Here is a 22,743-nt window from a genome sequence, read left to right as displayed (position 1 = left end):
TACAACTTGAATATTGATGCAGCTCTACGGGCGCCATCGCGGGCAAGCCCGCTCCCACAGTGGTTCCGGGTGTACACACAATTGTGTAACGCAACCTATCCCTGTGGGAGCGGGCTTGCCCGCGATGAGGCCGACCCAATCACCACAAACCTTTAAACCACCGCCGCCCGCCGCTGTACGAACCGGTCGACATACTCATCCGCCGGCGAATGCAGGATCTCTCTTGGCGTGCCGACCTGAATCAGACGGCCATCCTTGAGGATCGCAATGCGGTTGCCGATGCGCACGGCCTCGTCGAGGTCGTGGGTGATGAACACGATGGTCTTGTGCAGGGTCTTTTGCAGCTCCAGCAACTGGTCCTGCATTTCGGCGCGGATCAGCGGATCGAGTGCGCTGAACGCTTCGTCCATCAGGATGATGTCGGTGTCCGCCGCCAAGGCGCGGGCCAGGCCCACACGCTGGCGCATGCCGCCCGAAAGCTGATGCGGGTATTTGTTTTCGTAGCCCTTGAGGCCCACGGTGTTGATCCAGTGCAGCGCACGCTCGGAGCACATTTGCTTGGTCTCGCCACGCACTTTCAAGCCGTAAGCGACGTTATCCACCACGGTCTTGTGCGGCAGCAGGCCGAAGCTCTGGAACACCATGCTGATCTTGTGCCGGCGAAATTCGCGCAGGGCTTCCATGTCGTATTGCAGGATGTCCACGCCGTCGACCAGGATCGCGCCGCTGGTCGGGTCGATCAGGCGATTGAAGTGGCGCACCAACGTCGATTTTCCGGAACCCGACAGGCCCATGATCACGAAGATCTCGCCGGTGCCGATGCTCAGGGACAAGTCGTTGACGCCGACCACACAGCCGGTTTCGGCCAGCACCTGATCCTTGGTTTTGCCCTGGCTGATCATGCCCAGCGCTTCCTTGGAGCGGTTGCCGAAAATCTTGAAGACGTTTTTGACTTCGATTTTGCTGATGGCTTCGTTGTTCATTTGCTCACCTCATGCCGTGGCCGACCGTACGCTTGAGTAATGCGGTCGATCACCACTGCCAGAATCACGATCGCCAGACCGGCTTCAAGGCCACGTCCGACGTTGAGGGTCTGAATCCCCACCAACACGTCTTCGCCCAGGCCGCGAGCACCGATCATCGAGGCAATCACGACCATCGACAGGGCCATCATGGTGGTCTGGTTGATCCCGGCCATGATGCTCGGCAGGGCCAGTGGAAGTTGTACGCCAAACAGTTGCTGCCAGCGGTTGGCACCGAAGGCGTTGATGGCTTCCATCACTTCACCGTCGACCTGGCGGATGCCCAGATCGGTCAGGCGGATCAGCGGTGGTGCGGCGTAGATCACGGTGGCGAAAATCGCCGGGACCTTGCCCAGGCCGAACAGCATCAGCACCGGGATCAGGTACACGAAACTCGGCATGGTCTGCATGATGTCCAGCAACGGCATCAGCACCGAACGCAGGCGATTGCTGCGTGCCGAGAGAATGCCCAGCGGGATGCCGATCAGCACCGAAATGACCGTCGCGACCATCATCAGCGCGAGGGTCTGCATCAGCTTGTCCCAGAGGCCGACCGCGCCTACCAGGAACAGCAGACCGACGATCACGGCGGTGGTCACGACTTTGCGGGTCGCGGGCCAGGCAACGCCCGCCACGATTGCCAGCATCAGCCACCAGGGCGCCGCACGCAGCAGCCCTTCAAGATTGACGATGGCCCACAACAGGGTGTCGGAGATGTGCCGGAACACGTCGCCGTAGTTGGTGACCAGCGAATCGACCCAACCGTTGACCCAGTCGGCGATGGAAAAGGTAAAGCTTTCGGGAAACATAAGAGACTCTCAATCAAGGGGTTGCGATCAAGCGTCCGACCGCCGTTGCCGACAGTCGGAGAAGCCCAACCTACAAGGCCGCGTCGATTTTCTTGGCTGCGTCGTCGCTCACCCATGCGTGCCAGACTTCAGGATGTTCCTTCAAGAAGATCTTGGCCAGTTTTGGCGACTCGATCCGCTCTTTGGCCATACGCCCGAGGTTCTGGTTCAGCAGGTCGATTGGCAGGTTGACCTTTTCCAGCACAGCCACCAGTTCCGGGGCTTGCTCGTGGAACGTCTTGGACAGGCCGACCTTGATGGTCACGCGCTTGTCCACGCCTGGCTTCTCTTCAAGCTTGACCAGGTCAACCTGGCCCATCAGCGGGGTTGGCGACCAGTAGTAGAACAGGATCGGCTCGCCACGCTTGTAGCTCGACAGCACCGCCGCATCCAGCGCCGGGCCGGTGCCCGGACGGAAGTTGGTGTAGGTGCTTTCCAGGCCATAGCTTTTGAGCATTTCGCTGTTGTCCAGTTCACAGGTCCAGCCCGCCGGGCAGTTGTAGAAACGGCCCTTGGAGGGCTCTTCGGCGTCCTTGAACACAGCGGAATATTTGGCCAGGTCAGCAATGTTTTTCAGGTCCGGTGCCTTCGGCTCCAGCTTACGCTTGGCGTCGCCTTCGATCACGTAACGCGGCACGTACCAGCCTTCGATAGCGCCTACGACAGGGGCGCCGACACCGACGACTTTGCCGGCCTTCTCGGCCTTGTTCCAGACTTCACTGCGGCCGACCCACTCTTCGGCAAAAATCTGAATGTCGTTGCTGCTCAGGGCGTTTTCCATGGTGATGGAGTTGCCCGGCAGGCTGTCAGTCTTGCAGTCGTAGCCTTTCTCCAACACGACTTGCAGCACGTCGGTCAGCAGCATGGCGCTTTCCCAGTTCAGGCCGGCAAATTTCACCGGTTTGCCCGACTCGCACCAACCCGCCGCCTGAGTGGCACCGGCACTGGCCAGCAGGCCCATGGAAAGCAATGTGGTCAGCAGGGTCTTGTTCGATTTCATTGTGTGACGCTCCTAATCATGAATTGGCTTACGGCAGTCAAGAGGCATCCAGGCCCTGTCCACGTCCAATCAGGCCTGCGCCGCAGCGCGACCGGCCCCGCTTGTTATAGGTGCTGCATTGCTGTCCTGCTCGACTGGCAGAATCAGGTGATCGGGTACTGGGCTGTGCCATTTTTTCGCGCACACGTAATACAGGGCAGCGGGAATCACTAGACCGATGATCCAGGAAATATCCACATCGCCCAGGGCCGCTACCAGCGGACCGGTGTAGAACTTGGTGGAGATGAACGGCAGCTGCACCAGCACACCGAAGACATAAACGCTGATACCGAGGGCGTTCCAACGGCCGTAGCGACCGTTTGGATCGGCCAGTGCCGGCACGTCATAACGCTCGCGGGTGATGCAGTAGTAGTCCACCAGGTTGATCGCGCTCCAGGGTGTAAAGAAGGCGAGCAAGAACAGGATGAAAGACTTGAATGCACCGAGGAACGAGTGCTGACCGAGCAACGCCATCAGGGTCGCGGCACCGACGATGACCAGCACGAACACCAGACGCTGCAAGCGCGATACTTTCAGATCACCACGAAAACCGCTGATGACGGTCGCAATGCACATGAAGCTGCCGTACGAGTTCAGCGTGGAGATGGTGACCTTGCCGAACGCGATGCTGAAGTACAGCAGCGCAGCGGTGGCACCGGTGCCGCCCAAACCAACGATGTAGGCGACTTCGTGGCCGGCAAATTGGCCGTTGGCCGAGGCGGCCGCGAACACGCCGAGGATCATTGCCACCTGTGCGCCAATGACCGAACCTGCGCCAGCGGCGAAAAAGGTCTTCACCGAGGACGTCTTGCTCGGGAGGTAGCGCGAATAGTCAGCCACGTACGGGCCGAAGGCGATCTGCCAGGACGCGGCAAGAGATACCGCGAGCAGGAAGCTGCTCCAGCTGAAGTGGCGGATTTGCAGGAGTGCGCCAATGTCGGTCTGGCTCATCAGACGGCTGAACAGGGAAACGAAGGCAATCACACCAATGACACTGGCAACACGGCCAATCCAATGGATCACCCGATAACCGAGCACCGTGACCAGCACGATGACACTGGCGAAGATAAGGATACCGACGCTGTCGCTGACGCCAAACAACTGGCCCAGCGCCTGGCCGGAAAGTACGGTTCCCGTTGCGGTGAAACCGAGGTACATCAAACACACCAGCACGATCGGGATGGCCGCGCCATACACGCCGAACTGCACGCGGCTGGAGATCATCTGCGGCAGGCCAAGCTTTGGCCCTTGTGCGGCATGCAACGCCATCACACCGCCGCCGAGCAGTTGCCCGATCAACAGACCGATCAACGACCAGAACACGTCACCGCCCAGCACTACGGCCAGGGCCCCGGTGACAATCGCGGTGATTTGCAGGTTGGCACCCATCCACAGGGTGAACTGGCTCAATAGACGACCGTGTCTTTCCGCTTCCGGGATGTAGTCGATCGAACGTTTCTCGATCAACGGTTTGTTGCCTGCACGATCGCTGTTAACCGCCATGATTCAACCTCTGTGGATTGTTATTGGGTGATCCCTGTAGGAGCGAGGCTTGCCCGCGAAGGCGTCCTTCCTGACACACCGTGGTGCATCATTCGCTGGCAAGCCAGCTCCTACAGGTATTTCTGCGTTATTTGCCGGTGATCATCGGCAGGTTCAGGCCTTGTTCCTTGGCGCAGTCGATCGCGATCTGGTAACCCGCATCGGCGTGACGCATAACGCCGGTCGCCGGGTCGTTGTGCAGAACGCGAGCGATACGCTCGGCCGCTTCGTCAGTACCGTCGCAGACAATCACCATGCCCGAGTGCTGGGGGAAGCCCATGCCGACGCCGCCGCCGTGGGGCAAGGAAACCCAGGTCGCGCCGCTCGCGGTGTTGAGCAGGGCGTTGAGCAGTGGCCAGTCGGACACGGCATCAGAACCGTCTTGCATCGATTCGGTTTCGCGGTTCGGGCTGGCAACCGAACCGGAGTCCAGGTGGTCGCGACCGATCACGATTGGCGCGGACAATTCACCGCTGCGAACCATTTCGTTGAACGCCAGGCCGAGCTTGGCGCGCAGGCCCAGGCCAACCCAGCAGATACGTGCCGGCAGACCCTGGAAGCTGATGCGCTCGCGCGCCATGTCCAGCCAGTTGTGCAGGTGAGCGTCGTCCGGGATCAGTTCTTTGACCTTGGCGTCGGTCTTGTAGATGTCTTCAGCGTTACCCGACAGCGCAGCCCAACGGAACGGGCCGATGCCACGGCAGAACAGTGGACGGATGTAAGCCGGTACAAAGCCTGGGAAGTCGAATGCGTTTTCCACGCCTTCTTCCTGGGCCATTTGACGGATGTTGTTGCCGTAGTCGAAGGTCGGAATGCCCATTTTCTGGAATTCGAGCATCGCTTTAACGTGCACAGCCATCGATTGCTTGGCGGCCTTGACCACGGCAGCAGGCTCGGTCTTGGCGCGAGCGCGGTATTCTTCCCAGGTCCAGCCGGCTGGCAGGTAACCGTTGAGTGGGTCGTGGGCGCTGGTCTGGTCGGTGACCATGTCCGGGCGCACGCCACGCTTGACCAGTTCCGGGAGGATTTCAGCCGCGTTGCCCAACAGAGCGATGGAGATCGCCTTGCCTTCCTTGGTGTATTTTTCGATGCGCGCCAGGGCGTCGTCGAGGTCGGTGGCTTGCTCGTCGACATAACGGCTGTTCAGGCGGAAGTCGATGCTGACCTGCTGGCATTCGATGTTCAGCGAGCAAGCGCCGGCCAGTGTCGCGGCCAGAGGTTGAGCGCCGCCCATGCCGCCGAGGCCTGCGGTCAGGACCCAACGACCTTTGAGGTCATCGTTGTAGTGCTGGCGACCGGCTTCGACGAAGGTTTCGTAGGTGCCCTGGACGATGCCCTGGCTGCCGATGTAGATCCAGCTGCCGGCGGTCATCTGGCCGTACATGGCCAGGCCTTTGGCGTCGAGTTCGTTGAAGTGCTCCCAGCTCGCCCAATGTGGCACCAGGTTGGAGTTGGCGATCAGTACGCGCGGGGCGTTGGTGTGGGTCTTGAACACGCCGACCGGCTTGCCGGATTGCACCAGCAGGGTCTCGTCGTCGTTCAGGTTGGTCAGGCTTTCGACGATCTTGTCGTAGCATTCCCAGTTACGTGCCGCACGACCGATACCACCGTAAACCACCAGTTCTTTAGGGTTCTCGGCGACTTCCGGGTCGAGGTTGTTCATCAGCATGCGCAGCGGCGCTTCAGTCAGCCAGCTCTTCGCAGTCAGTTTGTTACCGCGGGCAGCGCGGATTTCAACGTCACGAAATTTAGTCACGAAAAGAACTCCTCAGCAATCAATCCAAAACCAACCCAGACAGTGGGCGAGCAAGCCAATGAGCATCAGTGCACACCGGCGAATCAGTGGACGATGGTTGAGTCTTCGTGACTCATACGCATACGTCTTTACTTGTACATACAAGCATATGCAATCAGGCGGCCAACTTGTTGGATAGCTGTTCAAGAAAAATTCTGAAAGGGCTGGAGAGCGCCTGAATCAAGGGTTCTGGCGTAGATGAAATTTTTCTGGGGGATTGTGCGGAGGGCGTGACAGTTGTTACTTGAGCGTGGTTTTGCGCCACGCTGGGGCGTTCGGTAACAAAGTGGTGCGCGATGGGGAACGGGTTTGAGTAGCGAAAAGCTTCGCGGGCAAGCCTCGCTCCTACAGGTTTTATGTCAATCCCCGATCGAGGAACGACAAATAACCTGTAGGAGCGAGGCTTGCCCGCGAAAGGGATGTTGGATCAGCGTGCGATCAGTTCAATCACACAGCACAGGCCGTTACTGGAGATTTCCAGCAGCCCAGCGTTATCTTCGAGTTGCAAGCAATCATGGCGACCCAGTTGTGCATCGCTGTTACCCACCTTCACTTCCAACGCTTCGGTGACACTGAACACCAACACGGTGCCCGCCGAACTGAAAAACCGCTGCTCACCGTCCAGCCACTGCAACCGCGCGCTATACCGCTGCGGCGCGTAAATCAGGTTGAAGTCGCGAATCGGCCCGCCGAGCAATGTGCAGGAAACCTGGCTCTCACCGCTGAAGGCAAATGGATCGATCGGTAACAATGGCCGCGTGACTTGGCCATCAACCGACAAGGTCATGCCATCGCCTTGCAGCACGGTAATCACCCGCTCGTAACCGGCGAAGGTGGAAAACCCGCCCGACTCACCAATATCGGCAATCGACAGGCGCCAGCCAAACCCATCCAGGCCGGTGCCGGCATCGCGGGTGATTTCTTCAGTGCTGCCGCCGCCGTTTTTCCACGGCATGCGCGGATAATCTTTTGCGCGTAAAACCTTCAACTCACTCATTTATGGCTCTCTATTTATGAAACCGCCCTTCCAGACGATGACGGGAACCGGGGTGGATCAAACGGGCGGCGGTCACGGGCTGACGGCCGGACCAGGTGCGGCGACGAATCAGCAGGCACGGCTCGCCCTTTTCAATCTGCAGCAATTTGCATTCGGACGCCTCAGCCAGAATCGCCTCGACCACGTGCTCGCCTTCGGTCAGCGGTGCCACCTGGTTCAAGTAGGCGTACGGCGTTTGCAGGGTGAAATCCTGCTTGAGGTAGTCCGGAGCGACCAGCGCGTTGACGAAACGGTCTTCGATTTGCACCGGGATATCGTTCTCGAAATGCACGATCAGCGAGTGGAAGACCTTCTGGCCTTCGCGCATGTCCAGGGCCAGTGCGCGCTCGGAACCGGCGGCCTCTTCTTCCAGCGTGATCACCTTGCAGGTGTGGCGATGGCCACGGGAGGCGATTTCGTCGGCGATGTTGTGCACTTCAAACAGCGCGGACTGGCTTTTCGGCTCGGCGACGAACGTGCCGACACCTTGCATGCGCACCAACAGACCGTCGGCGGTCATCTCGCGCAGGGCGCGGTTGATGGTCATACGGCTGAAGCCCAACTGGCTGACCAGTTCACTTTCCGACGGGACGCGGTAGTGCGGCGGCCAGTTTCCACTGTCGATTTGCTGGGTGATCATTTGTTTGACGCGGGCGTACAAGGGCGCCGGACTGTCGCCCATGTGTGCGGCCAACGGAGAGACTGCAGGCGGAGTCGGCACGGTTAATCCTTGTTCGTTGAGAAGAGATTGCTAGCTTGCCGGAGTTTACCGAGCAGGCAAACGTCTGTATATGTATATACAAATAACACACGATGGGGTGCTGAACCATGTCCGCCTTCTTTGCCGAACGCGCGCTGCTGCCTAGTGGATGGGCCAACAATGTACGTCTTGAGGTCAGCGCCGAAGGCGTTTTGACCCATATCCAGGCCGATTCCACTGCAGATGGCGCCGAACGGCTAAGCGGTCCGCTGCTGCCTGGTATGCCGAATCTGCACTCCCACGCCTTCCAGCGGGCCATGGCCGGGCTGGCGGAAGTGGCGGGTAATCCGAACGACAGTTTCTGGACCTGGCGCGATTTGATGTATCGCCTCGTCGGAAAAATCAGCCCGGACCAGCTCGGCGTCATCGCTCGTCAGCTGTACATCGAAATGCTCAAGGCCGGTTACACCTCGGTCGCGGAATTTCATTATGTGCACCACGACACGAGCGGCCAACCGTACGCCGACCCGGCCGAACTGGCGCTGCGCATCAGCCAGGCCGCCAGTTCCGCCGGTATCGGTTTGACCTTGCTGCCGGTGCTTTATAGCCATTCCGGTTTCGGCGGCCAGCCCCCGAACGAAGGCCAACGCCGCTTCATCAACAGCACCGAAAACTACCTCAAGCTTCAATCGCGTTTGCAGCCGATCCTCGCGCAGCAACCGGCGCAGTCGCTGGGCCTGTGTTTCCACTCGTTGCGCGCGGTCACACCGCAGCAGATCAGCGAAGTGCTGGCGGCCAGCGACAAACAATGCCCGGTGCACATTCACATCGCCGAACAGCAGAAAGAAGTCGATGACTGCCTGAGCTGGAGCGGTCGCCGTCCGCTGCAATGGTTGTACGAAAATACCGACGTCGACCAACGCTGGTGCCTGGTCCACGCGACCCACGCCAACCCTGAAGAAGTCACGCTGATGGCCAAGAGTCGCGCCATCGCCGGTTTGTGCCTGACCACCGAAGCCAACCTCGGCGACGGGATTTTCCCGGCGGTGGATTTCCTCGCGCAGGGCGGACGCATGGGCATCGGTTCCGACAGCCATGTGTCGTTAAGCGTGGTGGAAGAACTGCGCTGGCTGGAATACGGCCAGCGCCTGCGCGATCAGCGACGTAATCGCTTGTATGGCGCCGATCAGCCGATGGTTGGCCGCACGCTGTATGACGCAGCGCTGGACGGCGGGGCTCAGGCGCTGGGTCAGCCGATTGGTGCGCTGGAAGTCGGCAAGCGAGCCGATTGGCTGGTGCTCGACGGTAACGATCCGTACCTGGCAACCGCCAGCGGCGACGGGATTCTCAATCGTTGGTTGTTTGCCGGTGGCGATCGCCAGGTGCGGGATGTGCTGGTCAATGGCCAGTGGGTCGTGCGTGACGGGCGCCATGCCGACGAAGAAGAAAGCAACCGCGCGTTCACCCAAGTCCTGCGCGATCTCCTGGGCTAACGCCAACCTCTGTAGGAGCTGGCTTGCCAGCGAAGGCGGCCTCTCAATCAACATCATCGTTGAATTTGAAGGCCTCTTCGCTGGCAAGCCAGCTCCTACGGGTTTGTATATGCCTTTAGTTCGAGGTCTTGGCCATCTGCGTATCGGACGCGCGCCAGATCAGTCGCGTGGTGTCGTAGCCTTGCTGGCGCGCCTTGCTCAGCAATTCCTCGCGCACGACGCCATTGACCGTCGGGGTCCGTGACAGCAGCCACAGGTACTTGCGGCTCGGGTCGCCAACGATGGCGGTCTTGTAGTCGTCGCTGACGTACAACACCCAGTATTCCCCCTTCGACACGCCCGGCAGCAATCGTGAGAACCAGGTATCGAACTCGACCCACAGTTTGTCGGACTTGCCCGGCACTTGTGGATAAGCCGTGCCCTTGGCCTCTTCCCATTGCCACTGCGGCGTCAGGCAACGGTTCAATACCGCCACGTTACCGTCAGGCAAGAGGGTGTAATGGGCTTCGGATTGCGCGCAGTTGCGCTGGAAATACATCGGCAGACGGGCCAATTCGTACCAGGTTCCTTGGTACTTTTTGAGATTGACGCTGTTGACGGTCTTGGGCGCCAACGGATCGTTGCCAGAAGTGGCACAGCCGGCCAATACCAGGCTGGCAAAAAGTAGGATCAATAACCGCTTCATTGTTTTTCTCCCGTGGGCGCATAGCCCCGGTTTACTTCAGGCCTTGGCCGGAAAACATCAGCACTTTGTCACCGGCGTACTGCACGCTGATAAAGCTGTTCTTGTCGCCCCAGGTGCAACTGGACATGCCGAGCGCGCCCGAGCAGTCGGCAGGTTTGCCCAGCAAGGTTTCTACCTCGGCCTTGGGCATGCCGGTCGACAGCTTGGAATAATTTTCCTGATTGACCTTGCTGCACGCAGCCAACAACACGCAGAACGAAAGCAGGGCGATAGATCGCAGCGACATGGTGTAGCTCCTGGGCGAAGGGGAATGGCATGTCTGCCAAGCAGAAGCTTAGAAGAGAAAACCCCTGTCTGGTTCCCTGCCAGCCCGGCTATTTGTTTGGCCGCTCGTCTGCCTTTTGCCGAAAAATCAGCCACTTTCTTTCGCTGTTGGGTATTTCGTCGTTTTTCGCAAAAGACGCCTAATCTTTGGCGCTGACCTGTCGACATAGGTCCTTGTAGGAGCGAGCTTGCTCGCGATGGTCCTCAGGTCATCGCGTGCACTCAGTAAGCACGCGTTATCGTTGAAGCCCATCGCGAGCAAGCTCGCTCCTACAGTAGCCCCTGCAATAATCACAAAGTTCGACCAGTCCCCTCCCGCGGTAGCTCATTTAATGACCAGAAACATGAAGTTCAGCCACAAGATCTTGTCGGCTGCTGCCCTCGTGGTGGCCGTTGCGTTCGCTTGTTTCATCCTGTTCAACGACTACCGCCAGCGCCAGACCCTGCGCAGCAGTACCGAATCGTCGATGCAGGAACTCGGCAGCCTGACCACCAGCAACATCCAGACCTGGCTGGAAAGCCGCATCCAGTTGCTGCAATCGCTGTCCCAGCAGATCGCCGTGGACGGCAGCGCCCAGGCCAGCCTGAAACGCGCGATCGACCTGCCGGCCTACACCAGCAACTTCCAGTTGAGCTACTTCGGTGGCACCGACGGCGTGATGTTCTCGATCCCGGCCGGCAATCGCGCCGCCGACTACGACCCACGCGCCCGTGGCTGGTACAAGGCGGCCAACAGCGCGCAACAGACCATCGTCACCGAACCGTACATCGCCGCTTCGTCGGGCAAACTGGTGATCACCGTGGCCACACCGGTCAAGCACGAGAGCCAGATGATCGGCGTTGCCGGCGCAGACATCGACCTGTCCAGCGTCAGCGCGATCATCAACTCGCTGAATTTCGGCGGTCATGGCCACGCGTTTATCGTCAGCGCCGACGGCAAAATCCTGATCCACCCGGACAGCAAACTGGTGCTCAAGAGCCTGGCCGACGCCTACCCCAACGGTGCGCCTAAAGTCAGCCCGGGCATGAAAGAGGTCGAGATCGACGGCAAGAGCCAGTTCATCTCCTTCACCCACGTCAACGGCGTGCCGTCGGCGGACTGGTATGTGGCGCTGGTGCTCGATCAGGACACCGCGTTCTCGATGCTCAGCGAATTCCGCACTTCGGCGATCATCGCCATGGTCATCGCCGTGGTGATCATCATTGCGCTGCTGGGCATGTTGATCAGTTTCCTGATGCAGCCGCTGCTGACCATGGGCCGCGCCATGCACGACATCGCCGAAGGCGAAGGTGACCTGACCAAACGCCTGACCATTCACGGCCACGACGAATTCGGCGCCCTGGGCACCTCGTTCAACCGTTTTGTGGAACGCATTCATACGTCGATTACCGAAGTGGCCTCGGCCACCGGCCAGGTCAACGAAGTCGCCTTGCGGGTAGTGGCGGCGTCGAACTCGTCGATGTTCAACTCCGACCAGCAAGCCTCGCGCACCAGCAGCGTGGCCGCAGCGATCAACGAACTGGGCGCCGCCGCCCAGGAAATCGCCCAGAACGCAGCCCTCGCCTCCCAGCATTCCAGCGATGCCAGAGCCTTGGCCGAAGACGGTCAGCACGTGGTGGATAAAACCATCGCTGCGATGCAGCAGCTCTCGGCGAAGATCAGCGATTCGTGCGGCAACATCGAGACGCTCAATAGCAACACCGTCAACATCGGGCAGATTCTGGAAGTGATCACCAGCATCTCGCAGCAGACCAACCTGTTGGCCCTCAACGCCGCGATTGAAGCCGCCCGCGCTGGTGAAGCCGGACGTGGTTTTGCCGTGGTCGCGGACGAGGTGCGCAACCTCGCCCACCGCACCCAGGATTCGGCGCAGCAAGTGCAGAAGATGATCGAGGAACTGCAAGTCGGCGCCCGCGAAGCGGTCAGCACCATGACCGACAGCCAGCGCCAGAGCGAAAGCAGCGTCGGCATCGCCAACCAGGCCGGTGAACGCCTGGGCAGCGTGACCCAGCGTATCGGCGAGATCGACGGCATGAACCAATCCGTGGCGACGGCGACTGAAGAACAGACCGCTGTGGTGGAGTCGATCAACGTCGACATCACCGAGATCAACACGCTGAACCAGGAAGGTGTGGAGAACTTGCAATCGACCTTGCGCGCGTGCGCTGACCTTGAACAGCAGGCGGCGCGGTTGAAGCAGTTGGTCGGTAGTTTCAGGATCTAGCGACTGATCTGGCCTCATCGCGGGCAAGCCCGCTCCCACAATGATTTTTGGCGGACACAAATTTTGTACACGACAGAAAAACCTGTGGGAGCGGGCTTGCCCGCGAAGACGGCATCAAACGCAACAAAAATCTAAAACCTGCCTACGAGACACGTTGGTCGGCTGAAGCAAAGCTCGTAGTCATGGATGTGAAAAGCTTTGAAGAGCAGGAAGACACGATGGCCCTTCTGAAACTCTTGGCGATGGGTCATCGCGAGATTGAAGAGGGCAAGTTTCAGGATGCCGAAGATGTCTTCGCAGAACTGGACAAGGCTGACCGTCAATGAGTTTGAAGGTGGTTATTCTTCCACATCATTGCCGACACGCGAAAAAATCTGCCTACGCTTCTGATGAAGCGACTGCTTCAAGGGAATCCGTGAGTTGAAAAGGTTTAGAAACGTGAACCCGGCTTACTCAAAAACTCCATTTCCTCAGCCGTAGACTCCCGCCCCAGCACCGCATTCCTATGCGGAAACCGCCCAAACTGCGCGATCACTTTCTGATGCTTCTCGGCGTAATTCAGGTAATCGGTGAACAGCGCTTGATCCGTTTCCGGCTGTTGTGCCACCAGGTCGATGTAGCGGGAAACCGCCTCGTTCTGCACCGCCAGATTCTCGCAATGCTCAAACACCAGGTAGATGAACACGCGCTGAATAGGCTGTAACTGCCGATCGAAATCCGCAGCGATGCCTTGCGCCACCAGCGCCTGGGCCCGGAGATCGCCTGCAAAGGATTTGGGGGAGTCGCGAAAGATCATTCGCGGGATTTGGTCGAGTAGCAGCACCAGGGCCAGCCAACCTTCGGGGCGTTGCGCCCACTCGGTCAATCCGCCGGCCAGTGCCTGCTCGACCCAGTCCCCGAAACGCGTCTGCGCTTCGAGGTCCTGGCTGTCGCGCTTGCCGAACCACAACTTGCCCTTGTCAGCCGCTACATCCTTCGGTGCTTCGGCTGAACCGAACCACCAATCGAGTAACGGCTGCCAGGGCGCGGTCATGGTTTATTCCTTGTGGTAAGCCGTGACGCGTTCAACTTCTTCTTTCGAACCGAGGAACACCGCGACACGCTGGTGCAAGCCGTCAGGCTTGATGTCGAGGATGCGCTGATGGCCATCGGTGGAAGCACCGCCGGCCTGTTCAACCAGGAACGACATCGGGTTGGCTTCGTACATCAGACGCAGCTTGCCCGGCTTGGACGGCTCGCGGCTGTCGCGTGGGTACATGAACAGACCACCACGGGTCAGGATGCGGTGCACGTCCGCGACCATTGCGGCAACCCAGCGCATGTTGTAGTTCTTTTTCAGCGGGCCTTCTTCGCCCGCCAGCAATTCGCCGACGTAGCGCTGTACCGGCGCTTCCCAGTGACGCTGGTTGGATGCGTTGATCGCGAATTCCTGGGTGGCTTCCGGGATCTTGATGTCTTCGTGAGTCAGCACGAAGCTGCCCATTTCACGGTCCAGGGTAAAGCCTTTCACGCCATCGCCCAGGGTCAGGATCAACATGGTCTGTGGACCGTAGATCGCGTAACCGGCCGCCACTTGCTCGGTGCCTGGCTGCAGGAAGGCCTTTTCGTTCAAGGGCTCGTTCTGGCTCAGGTATTCGTTCGGGCAACGCAGTACCGAGAAGATCGTACCGACCGGGGCGTTGATGTCGATGTTCGACGAACCGTCCAGCGGGTCGAAAACCAGCAGGTACGCGCCTTTCGGGTATTTGCCCGGGATTTGGTAGGCGTTGTCCATTTCTTCGGACGCCATGCCGGCCAGGTGACCGCCCCATTCGTTGGCTTCGAGCAGGATCTCGTTGGAGATCACGTCGAGTTTCTTCTGCACTTCACCTTGAACGTTTTCTGTGCCCATGCTGCCCAGAACACCACCGAGGGCACCTTTGGACACGGCGTGGTTGATCTCTTTGCAAGCACGCGCCACCACTTCGATCAGGAAACGCAGATCGGCAGGGGTGTTATTGCTACGGGTCTGCTCAATCAAATAGCGACTCAGGGTAACGCGGGACATGGAAGGCTCCGGTGGATTGGGGGCTAAAAACCCGCGCAGTTTAGCGCGAGTCGGGGCGCATTTCCTCCTATCAGACGTGATCCGCCCAATAGAGTTCATGCGCGGGGATGAGCGTAGTTCGAAATGGACGGGGGATAGGTGGCAGTTTCAAGATTTTCGTTGCCTGACAATCCGCCTTCGCGGGCAAGCCCGCTCCCACAATGAATCCTCGTTGTGACAGATATTTTGTTCCCAACGCAAAACCCTGTGGGAGCGGGCTTGCCCGCGATCTGGCGCGCAGCGCCAGCCATTCTCAGGATTTAGTGGCCGGTTTGCGCAACAGGCTGAACGCCATCGCCGCCAGGAACAAAACGCTCAGCAACAACACCGCCCACAACCCGAATTTCTTCCAGTTCGTGTCATTGGTCGCCGCCGTTGTCACCGTCGACACCGGCGTGGCAACCGCCCCACCATCAACCGTAGCCTTGCCCAGCGTCGCGAATTTTGCAGCGCTGTAATCCGGGATCAACGTCGATAACGGCAGGTTCGCCGCCTTCACCGTCGCACTCCCCAGCGCCAGCGTGTAAGGCCCGGCGCCGCGCGCCAGGAACACCAATTGCGTCGAACGCACCGCGAACCGAACTGTTGGCGCCTCTTCACCGAGACCACCGCCGCGCTCGTCCACGGTCAGTTTCAATTGCTGCACGGTTTGCCCCGGCAGCTGCAATTCGTTCTGCACCACGTCCTGGCCACTTTGGGTCAGGCGATAGAGCAGACCACTGCTCAGCGCCTGCCACGGCAGGCTGCTTTCCCGACGACCGGACAACGTCACCGGCGCCAGGCTGTTGGGCTGACTCAACTCGACCTGCAAGCGTTCGACGTGCAATCCCATCGGCAATTGCCACGTGTACTCACCGGCCTTCACCCGGCTGCCGGCCAACGGTTGCGACCAGACCAATGGCAGCGGCAGGCTGCGGCTGCTGGCGCTTTCCAGTTGCGCCGAGGTCAGCACCGGCGCCGATTGCGGCGTGCTCCACAGCAAGCGCAAATAGCGCGCCGATTGCCCCGGCAAGCCGACTTCGTGCTGCTCGACCCGCTCGTCGGCAAACGTCAACCGCGCCACCTGTCCATCGCCCCAGGACTGCCAACTCTGCAAGTCATCGCTGGCTTCGATGCTGAAACGCTGGAAGCCGTCGCGCTCGCTGGTCCAGTCGAGGATCAACTGCTGCAACGGTGCCTTTATCCCACTGGCGTCGAGCAACCAGCCACGCAGCACTTCTTCGCCCGCCTCCAACTGGCTGGACGGCTGCACTTCGACCAGCGTGCCATTGGCGCTCGATTGCACGCGCACGCTGGGCGCGCGTTCGGTGTCGTCTGCCGAGTTGTACAGCGGGAACCATTTCACCTCAGTCACGGTGCGGTTTTCGCTGGTCTGCGCGGATTCCCGAGCCAGGGCGTAAGCTTGAGCCTCGCCGGCAGCGTTGAACACGCGCACGTCGCTCAGGTCGGTCTGGCGCGCATTCAGCTGCACGGCCAAGGGCAATTCGAGGCGATACCACGGGCCTTCGCCGGTAACGGTTAACGGCACTTGCGTGGCGAAGTCCGCCGGTTTTTCCTGGGCGCCAGCCGACAACGCCACACCCATTAAAACTGCGCCCAACCAGTTCAGGTTCAGCTTCTGACTCAAGATGACACTCCTTCGGTTTCCGGCACCGGTTTCTCAGCATCCGGCACAGCGTCGGCACGCTTGGGTGGCAACGGCGCGAAATAGCCCACCACCAACAGCAACACGCCAACGCCGATAAACGAGACGATCCGGGCGAGGCCGCCACGGTTACTCAATTCAATAAAGAACAGTTTGGCCACCACCACGCCGATCAGCGCCGCACCGATCAACCAGACTTCGCGGCGATGGCGCAAATGGCCGCCGATCATCAGACTCAGCGCCATCAAGGTCCAGACGATCGACAGACCGGCCTGCACCAGCATCGATTCAAGCAACGCGTCCAGTTCGAACGGCACGCCGCCCCAATGGTGAGCCGTGCGCATCACCAATGCGGTGAAGAACACGAACAGCGAGACGCCGGCGATCAGTTGCGTGGCATGCGCGGCGTAGTCCTTGCGGATCGCCAGTTGCGTCACCGCGCTGCGCGACCATACGTAGACACCGAACAGCGCGAACAGCAGGCCCAACTCCAGCGGGTTGATCAATGGCACGTAGGGCAGCGGCTCAGCAGTGCCGTCGCTGACGATGTTCGCCAGCCAGAACCAGCCGAGCATCAATACCGCCAGAGGTGCCGCCGCATAGAGGCGGTATTCGCGGGAATACGCCGACACTGGCCACGGCCATGTACGGTTTGCGGCCGTGAGCACCAGATACAGGCTCGGCAGAATCGCCCAACCCAACCAGCGCCAGGCGTTGTATTGCTCGGACAACAGCAGCAAGCCATAACGCAACTCCAGCGCCAGCACGCCGATCAACAGCCAGCAGCCGAGCACGTGAGTGGTACTGAGCGCGCGTGCCGGCAGCATCGGCGCCAGACGCCGCAGGGAGATGAAATGCACGACGAACACTGCCGCCCACACCAGCCAGCCGAAGTTGGCCGCCGGGTGATAACGCGAATGCCACGCGGCGACCAACACCAGGCCCGCCGCCGGAATCAACAAGGTGCAGAGCAAGCCCAGCGCAGACCATTTCAATCGCAGTGCCAACAGCGTCCATAGCGCAACGCTCAGGGCTGCGACGGCCAGCAACAAGGTCGCTTGCAGATTCAACGGGGCAAAACGCAGCACTTCACTGATCCACGCCAGCGCCCACCAGCCCGCGCCCCACACCAGCAGCACTTCGGACAAACGCTGCAAACTCAACGCGTCGAAGGCCGTGGCGTGATTGCCGAGCTGTAAGCGCCAGGCGCCGACGAACGCGGCCAAGCCCAACACCAATGGCGTCCAGAACCCGCTGTGCGCCAGTGGGCGCAAACCTTCGCTGGCCAACGGCCCGAGCAGGTCCGGCCCGGCCAGCAAGAACGCCGCACCGCCAATCACCTGCAACAGCAGACCGAAGACAAAACTCACGCGCTGCTTGAGGTACAAACTGAGCCAGATGATGAATAAACCACTGGCCGCCCACACTGCGCTCGCCGTTTGCCAGGGCAGAACGAACAGCACCGCCAGGTTGATCAGCACCAAACCGGCGAGCAGCACCACCGACAAGCCGCGCAACAGTCGAATGTCGCTGCGGACCATGTCGTCGCGAGCCGCCAGCAACATGCCAGCGATCAGCGCCAGGCCGATCAATGACGCGCTGAGCAAGCCGCTCCAACCGGCGCTGAACACGACGCCGGAGTCAGTGCTCAAACCTTGCAGCCGCAACAGGAACAACGCGCCACCCAGCAACTGCACGGCAAACGCAGTGAACAGGAAGGTGCGTGATTGCAGACGCAGCCCGACAAACAGCGTCGCCAACCCCGCCAGCGCCCAACTGATCGCCGTGCCGTGGGTGAAGAAGAACAACGGCGCCAACAGATAGAGGAAGGTCAGGCCGAGGCAGGCCAACACCGGCAGGCTTTTGCGTTCCCACGGCGAGGTCTGTTCGGGCAATGCCTTGCGCAATTGATAGAAGCTGAACAACAACGCCACGCCGAGCATCAATGCGCCGAGCGGCGCACCGTCCAGCAGGCTGCTCTCGCCACTGCGCAACTCACTGAGGAACGCCAGCGCCGAGCCCAGTTGCAGCAACAAGGCAAAAGCACGGGCCAGCGGTCGTTGCTGGCGCAGGCCGAGCCAGAAGATCCCCGCGCCCTCCACTGCCCAGGCCGCCGACGTCCAGCGCGCATCCAACCCTAATGGAATCGCCAGGCTGGCGAAGATCACACCCAGCGCCAGGCAGGTTTCCGCCAGCAGCAGCGCGCGACCGCCCATCAGCAGACGCGCCAGCCCCATGTAGATCATGCCTAACGCCAGCGCGCTGAAGGCGGCGGCGAATTCCAGATGTTGAACCAGGGCGAACTGCAAACCGAAGCCGACGATGGGCGGACCAAATAGCATCGTGCCATCGACGTAGTCGCCCTTGCGCGCCGACCAGCGCAGCAACGCTTCGCGGCTGCCATCCTGCGGTGCGTCGCTCATCTCCAGCAGCTTGCGCCGGGTGAACAGCAGGCCGATGGCCAGGTACATCAGGAAGAACAGAATCAGGAACGGCTCGGTGCTCCACAACAGCTCCGGCGCATAAGAACGCAGGCCCCAGGCGAAACCGATGCCGAAGGTGCCGACAAAACCGATCAGGTTGAGCAGCCGCCAGGCCTTGAACCACGCAATCGCGAGGATGCCGGCATTGAGCAAGGCGAAGTAGCTGAACAGCGCGACGTGGTTGCCGGCGCCGGTGGAGGTCAAAATCGGTGCGGCAAAACCGCCCAATGCCGCAGCGGCGGCGAGGCCCAACGCGTCCTGGGTAATGGCCAGAATCGCCGAGAACACCGTCACTGCGACCAGCAGGCCCAATGCCGCCGAAGGGTCGAGCAGCGGATGCAGTCGCATCGCGGCAAATACCGTCAGGTACAACACCGCAATCCCGGTGCCTTGCAGCATCAACGCGTAATGGCTGTTGCGGGTTCTCAACCACCAACCCAATCCGAGCAGGCCTAACGCGGCCGCTGCAACACCGGCGTAACGCAACTCGATCGGCACCACCATGCCTTCGGTGGCGTAACGCAACAGGAATGCCAGACCGAGGAACAACAGCACCACGCCCACCCGCAGCACCGTGTTGCCGCCGAACAGCCAGGCGCGGGCGCCGCTGATGGCGCGATCGATGAAGTTCGGGCCACGAGGGGCGGCGGGCGCTTGCGGTTCGCGGGCGACCGGCTCGGGTTTCCAGGCATCGACCGGCGGTGGACGACTGGTTTCGGTGGCGGCGGCGCTAATCGGTTCGAGATCGGGCGGAAGCTCCCAGATCAGTTGCGGGGCTTCGACAGGGATTTCATCGAGAAGGAATTCAGGCGTCAGGACCGGCTCGCTGGCTTGCTGCGCCTTGACGCCAGACACCTCCAGCAATGCCAGACGCTGCTCGACCGCCCCCAGCGCAACCTGGGCTGATTGAAGCTGACGTTGTTGCTCGGCGGCCTGAGAACCCAAGCGGCCGATGCGGATAGCCTGGCCGATGCCCAAACCGAGCAGCGCGCCCAACAGCGCATCGCTGAACGACTCGTCGAGTATCCAGCCCAGCACCAGCCCTATCAGCATGAACATCCATTGCATGGTCGATATCCCTAAGCGGCCCATTGCCTTGTGGCGTCTGCACTGACGTCATCGCGGGCAAGCCCGCTCCCACAGGATTTGCATATAGCCTGTGGGAGCGTGGCTTGCCCGCGATTGAGCGCGCAGCGCTCACCGAAACTGACGCTTAGTATATCGATCAGGCCCAACGGCCGTCGGGCCTTGCGCACATTTGTCGCTAAAAGTTACTCCAGTGCCTTCCAGATATCCGTGGCGTACTCGCGAATCGTCCGGTCAGAGGAGAACCAGCCCATCCGCGAGGTGCTCAATACCGCCGAACGCCACCACGCTTGAGAATCGTGCCAATGCGCTTCAACCCGCATCTGCGCATTCCAGTAAGAATCAAAATCGGCGCAGACCAGGAAGCGATCGTAGTCGATCAGCGAATCGATCAGCCCGGTGTAACGGGACGGATCATCCGGCGAGAACACCCCGCCACGAATCGCTTGCAGCACATCATTGAGACGATGGGATGCAGCAATGTCCGGCGTCGCGTTGAACTCATGATTCTGCTTGCGCGCTTCAACCTGCTGGGCGCTGAGGCCGAAAATGAACATGTGCTCAACGCCAATGCGCTCGCACATTTCCACGTTGGCGCCGTCCAGGGTGCCAATGGTCAGTGCGCCGTTGAGGCCGAACTTCATGTTACTGGTGCCCGAGGCCTCGAAACCCGCCGTGGAGATCTGCTCCGACAAATCCGCCGCCGGAATAATGCTTTCCGCCAGGCTGACGTTGTAGTTGGGCAGGAACACCACTTTCAGCAAACCGCGCACCGTCGGGTCGTTGTTCACTACACGGGCGATGTCGTTGGTCAGTTTGATGATCAACTTGGCCTGGTGATAACTCGCCGCCGCCTTGCCGGCGAAGATCTTCACGCGCGGCACCCAGTCGATTTCCGGCTCGGCACGAATCGCCTGATACAGCGCCACCGTGTGCAGCAGGTTGAGCAACTGACGTTTGTATTCGTGGATCCGTTTGACCTGGACGTCGAACATCGCCGCCGGGTTGACCGCCACCCCGAGTCGCTCATGGATGATGTACGCCAGGGCTTTCTTGCTGTGCAGGCGCTGCTCGGCGAACGCCTTGCGGAACGCGGCTTTCTCGGCGAACGGTTCCAGGTCGAGCAAGCGCTCTTCAGGGTTATCCAGCAGATCAGGCCCGAGGGCATCGACCATCATCGACGTCAGTTCAGGGTTGGCCTGATAGAGCCAGCGGCGGAAGGTGATGCCGTTGGTCTTGTTGTTGATCCGCTCCGGGTAAAGCTTGTGCAGTTCGGAGAACACCGTTTTGCGCATCAGCTGCGTGTGCAAGCCGGATACGCCATTGACGCTGTGGGAACCCAGGAACGCAAGGTTACCCATACGCACCCGACGGCCGTTGTCTTCCTCGATCAGCGACACTGCGCGCAGCACGTCGAAATCGTGAATGCCCTTGGCGCGCAGGGAGTCGATGTGCTGAGCGTTGATCAGGTAAATGATCTGCATGTGCCGTGGCAGCATGCGCTCCATCAAACCGACCGGCCAGGTTTCCAGCGCCTCGGGCAACAGCGTGTGGTTGGTGTAGGAAAGCGTATCGACGGTGACCTGCCACGCCGCATCCCACGCCACGTCATAGACGTCGACCAGTTGCCGCATCAGCTCGGCCACGGCAATCGAGGGGTGAGTGTCGTTGAGCTGGATCGCCGCGTGATCGCCCAGGGTCAGCACCGAGGTGTGCATGTTGCGATGGCGACGGAGTAAATCCTGCAGGGAGGCGGCGACAAAAAAGTATTCCTGACGCAGGCGCAGTTCCTGGCCGGCTTCGGTGCTGTCCGCCGGGTAGAGCACGCGGGAAATACTCTCGGCCCGGGCCACTTCTGCCACCGCGCCCAAGTGGTCGCCGGCGTTGAAGCGTTCCAGGTGCAAATCTTCCATGGCCCGTGCGCGCCACAGCCGCAGGGTGTTGACGCTCGCGCCGCGCCAACCGACCACCGGCGTGTCGTAGGCAATCGCCCGAACGGTTTCTGCCGGGCTCCAGACTTGCTTGGATTTGCCAGCTTCGTCGGCCACGGTTTCGACGCTGCCGCCGAAGCCGATCGTGTAAACGACTTCTGGCCGTTCAAATTCCCAAGGGTTGCCGAAGTCCAGCCAGTGTTCGGTTTGTTCCTGCTGCCAGCCGTCGACGATGGCCTGACGGAACAGCCCGTGTTCGTACCGAATGCCGTAGCCATGGCCGGCGATACCGAGGGTCGACATGCTTTCCATGAAGCACGCGGCCAGGCGCCCGAGGCCGCCGTTACCCAGCGCCGCGTCGGGCTCCAGCAGGCGGATGCGTTCCAGGTCGACACCGAGTTCGGTCAGGGCTTCGCGGGCCACGTCGAGCAGGCCGAGGTTGCTCAGGCTGTCGTAAAGCAGCCGGCCGATGAGAAATTCCAGAGAGAGGTAGTAAACGCGCTTTTGACCTTTGCGGTAGATCTGCCGCGTGTGGTCCATCCAGTGCTCGACCATGTGATCACGCGCGGCCAAGGCAATGGCTTCGAACCAGTCGTGGTCGAAGGCGTGATCAGGGTCTTTGCCCACCGCGTAGGTGAGTTTGGTCAAGACGGCGTCGCGGAATGCGGCCACCTCTGCTTCGCGAACAAGTGGTTCTTGAGTCATCGATAGGACCTCGAGCGAGCATGGAATTGTCTGAGCCTAGACGGTCTGACAGGCGGTATGGGCTCTGGTTCGGCAGTTTTTCCTGATAGTGCGAGATA

Annotated in this window: 17 protein-coding genes and 1 pseudogene; 4 read left to right on the top strand and 14 right to left on the bottom strand. The window is 60.4% G+C overall.

Features of this window, described 5'->3' with window-relative positions:
* Positions 1-152 precede the first annotated feature (152 nt).
* The 7 genes from AEQ67_RS24885 to hutC all read right to left on the bottom strand — a co-directional run bounded on the left by AEQ67_RS24885 (position 153) and on the right by hutC (position 7,964).
* Positions 153-983 carry a quaternary amine ABC transporter ATP-binding protein gene (locus AEQ67_RS24885; RefSeq protein ID WP_059406439.1) on the bottom strand — a complete coding sequence of 277 codons (831 nt, stop codon included), beginning with the start codon at positions 981-983 and terminating at the stop codon, positions 153-155.
* A complete protein-coding gene (locus tag AEQ67_RS24880; protein WP_059406438.1) occupies positions 980-1,831 on the bottom strand; it encodes an ABC transporter permease in 852 nt (283 codons plus the stop codon). The genes AEQ67_RS24885 and AEQ67_RS24880 overlap by 4 nt, the downstream gene beginning before the upstream one ends.
* 70 nt (positions 1,832-1,901) lie before the next feature.
* The gene (locus AEQ67_RS24875) at positions 1,902-2,870 is read right to left on the bottom strand and encodes an ABC transporter substrate-binding protein (protein ID WP_059406437.1); all 969 of its coding nucleotides are present in this window, start codon (positions 2,868-2,870) and stop codon (positions 1,902-1,904) included.
* A 69-nt stretch (positions 2,871-2,939) separates the two neighbouring features.
* Entirely contained in the window at positions 2,940-4,412 is a 1,473-nt protein-coding gene (locus AEQ67_RS24870; RefSeq protein ID WP_059406436.1) for a purine-cytosine permease family protein, read from the bottom strand.
* A gap of 127 nt (positions 4,413-4,539) precedes the next feature.
* Positions 4,540-6,207 (bottom strand): urocanate hydratase, encoded by a 1,668-nt coding sequence (hutU, locus tag AEQ67_RS24865; protein WP_059406435.1) that lies wholly within the window; start codon positions 6,205-6,207, stop codon positions 4,540-4,542.
* A gap of 466 nt (positions 6,208-6,673) precedes the next feature.
* Complete coding sequence (locus AEQ67_RS24860; RefSeq protein ID WP_059406434.1) at positions 6,674-7,243, bottom strand: HutD/Ves family protein; 570 nt, start codon at positions 7,241-7,243, stop codon at positions 6,674-6,676.
* 10 nt (positions 7,244-7,253) lie between these two features.
* On the bottom strand, positions 7,254-7,964 hold the full coding sequence (gene hutC, locus AEQ67_RS24855; RefSeq protein WP_172435301.1) for a histidine utilization repressor: 711 nt from the start codon (positions 7,962-7,964) through the stop codon (positions 7,254-7,256).
* Between the two features lie 146 nt (positions 7,965-8,110).
* Here hutC and AEQ67_RS24850 point away from each other — a divergent pair, with 146 nt between their 5' ends.
* Positions 8,111-9,475, top strand: a complete 1,365-nt coding sequence (locus AEQ67_RS24850) for a formimidoylglutamate deiminase (RefSeq protein WP_059406432.1) — start codon at positions 8,111-8,113, stop codon at positions 9,473-9,475.
* A gap of 115 nt (positions 9,476-9,590) precedes the next feature.
* Here AEQ67_RS24850 and AEQ67_RS24845 read toward each other — a convergent pair whose 3' ends face one another.
* Positions 9,591-10,160 (bottom strand): lipocalin family protein, encoded by a 570-nt coding sequence (locus tag AEQ67_RS24845; protein WP_059406431.1) that lies wholly within the window; start codon positions 10,158-10,160, stop codon positions 9,591-9,593.
* 31 nt (positions 10,161-10,191) lie between these two features.
* The gene (locus tag AEQ67_RS24840) at positions 10,192-10,446 is read right to left on the bottom strand and encodes a hypothetical protein (RefSeq protein ID WP_059406430.1); all 255 of its coding nucleotides are present in this window, start codon (positions 10,444-10,446) and stop codon (positions 10,192-10,194) included.
* 235 nt (positions 10,447-10,681) lie between these two features.
* Here AEQ67_RS24840 and AEQ67_RS36880 point away from each other — a divergent pair.
* The 3 genes and pseudogenes from AEQ67_RS36880 to AEQ67_RS24830 form a co-directional block, all read left to right on the top strand.
* A pseudogene (locus AEQ67_RS36880) lies at positions 10,682-11,851 on the top strand (HAMP domain-containing protein); the annotation flags it as partial.
* Between the two features lie 93 nt (positions 11,852-11,944).
* Positions 11,945-12,709 (top strand): methyl-accepting chemotaxis protein, encoded by a 765-nt coding sequence (locus AEQ67_RS36875; RefSeq protein ID WP_437180826.1) that lies wholly within the window; start codon positions 11,945-11,947, stop codon positions 12,707-12,709.
* A gap of 113 nt (positions 12,710-12,822) precedes the next feature.
* On the top strand, positions 12,823-13,035 hold the full coding sequence (locus AEQ67_RS24830) for a hypothetical protein (protein WP_059406472.1): 213 nt from the start codon (positions 12,823-12,825) through the stop codon (positions 13,033-13,035).
* A 104-nt stretch (positions 13,036-13,139) separates the two neighbouring features.
* Here the strand turns inward: AEQ67_RS24830 and AEQ67_RS24825 are convergent, their stop codons facing one another.
* From AEQ67_RS24825 to AEQ67_RS24805, 5 genes are all read right to left on the bottom strand, one after another.
* Entirely contained in the window at positions 13,140-13,742 is a 603-nt protein-coding gene (locus AEQ67_RS24825; protein ID WP_059406428.1) for a DUF924 family protein, read from the bottom strand.
* Positions 13,743-13,745: 3 nt separating this feature from the next.
* Entirely contained in the window at positions 13,746-14,756 is a 1,011-nt protein-coding gene (locus AEQ67_RS24820; RefSeq protein WP_059406427.1) for a class 1 fructose-bisphosphatase, read from the bottom strand.
* A 292-nt stretch (positions 14,757-15,048) separates the two neighbouring features.
* On the bottom strand, positions 15,049-16,422 hold the full coding sequence (locus tag AEQ67_RS24815; protein ID WP_059406426.1) for a DUF3999 domain-containing protein: 1,374 nt from the start codon (positions 16,420-16,422) through the stop codon (positions 15,049-15,051).
* Complete coding sequence (locus AEQ67_RS24810) at positions 16,419-19,991, bottom strand: DUF2339 domain-containing protein (protein WP_059406425.1); 3,573 nt, start codon at positions 19,989-19,991, stop codon at positions 16,419-16,421. The genes AEQ67_RS24815 and AEQ67_RS24810 overlap by 4 nt, the downstream gene beginning before the upstream one ends.
* Before the next feature lie 203 nt (positions 19,992-20,194).
* Positions 20,195-22,645, bottom strand: a complete 2,451-nt coding sequence (locus tag AEQ67_RS24805; RefSeq protein WP_059406424.1) for a glycogen/starch/alpha-glucan phosphorylase — start codon at positions 22,643-22,645, stop codon at positions 20,195-20,197.
* Between the last annotated feature and the right edge of the window lie 98 nt (positions 22,646-22,743).

This window comes from Pseudomonas sp. RIT-PI-q (genome assembly GCF_001297125.1).
Lineage (GTDB): Bacteria > Pseudomonadota > Gammaproteobacteria > Pseudomonadales > Pseudomonadaceae > Aquipseudomonas.
Note: the sequence above shows the minus strand (reverse complement) of the source record. Positions and strands in the feature narration are given on the sequence as shown.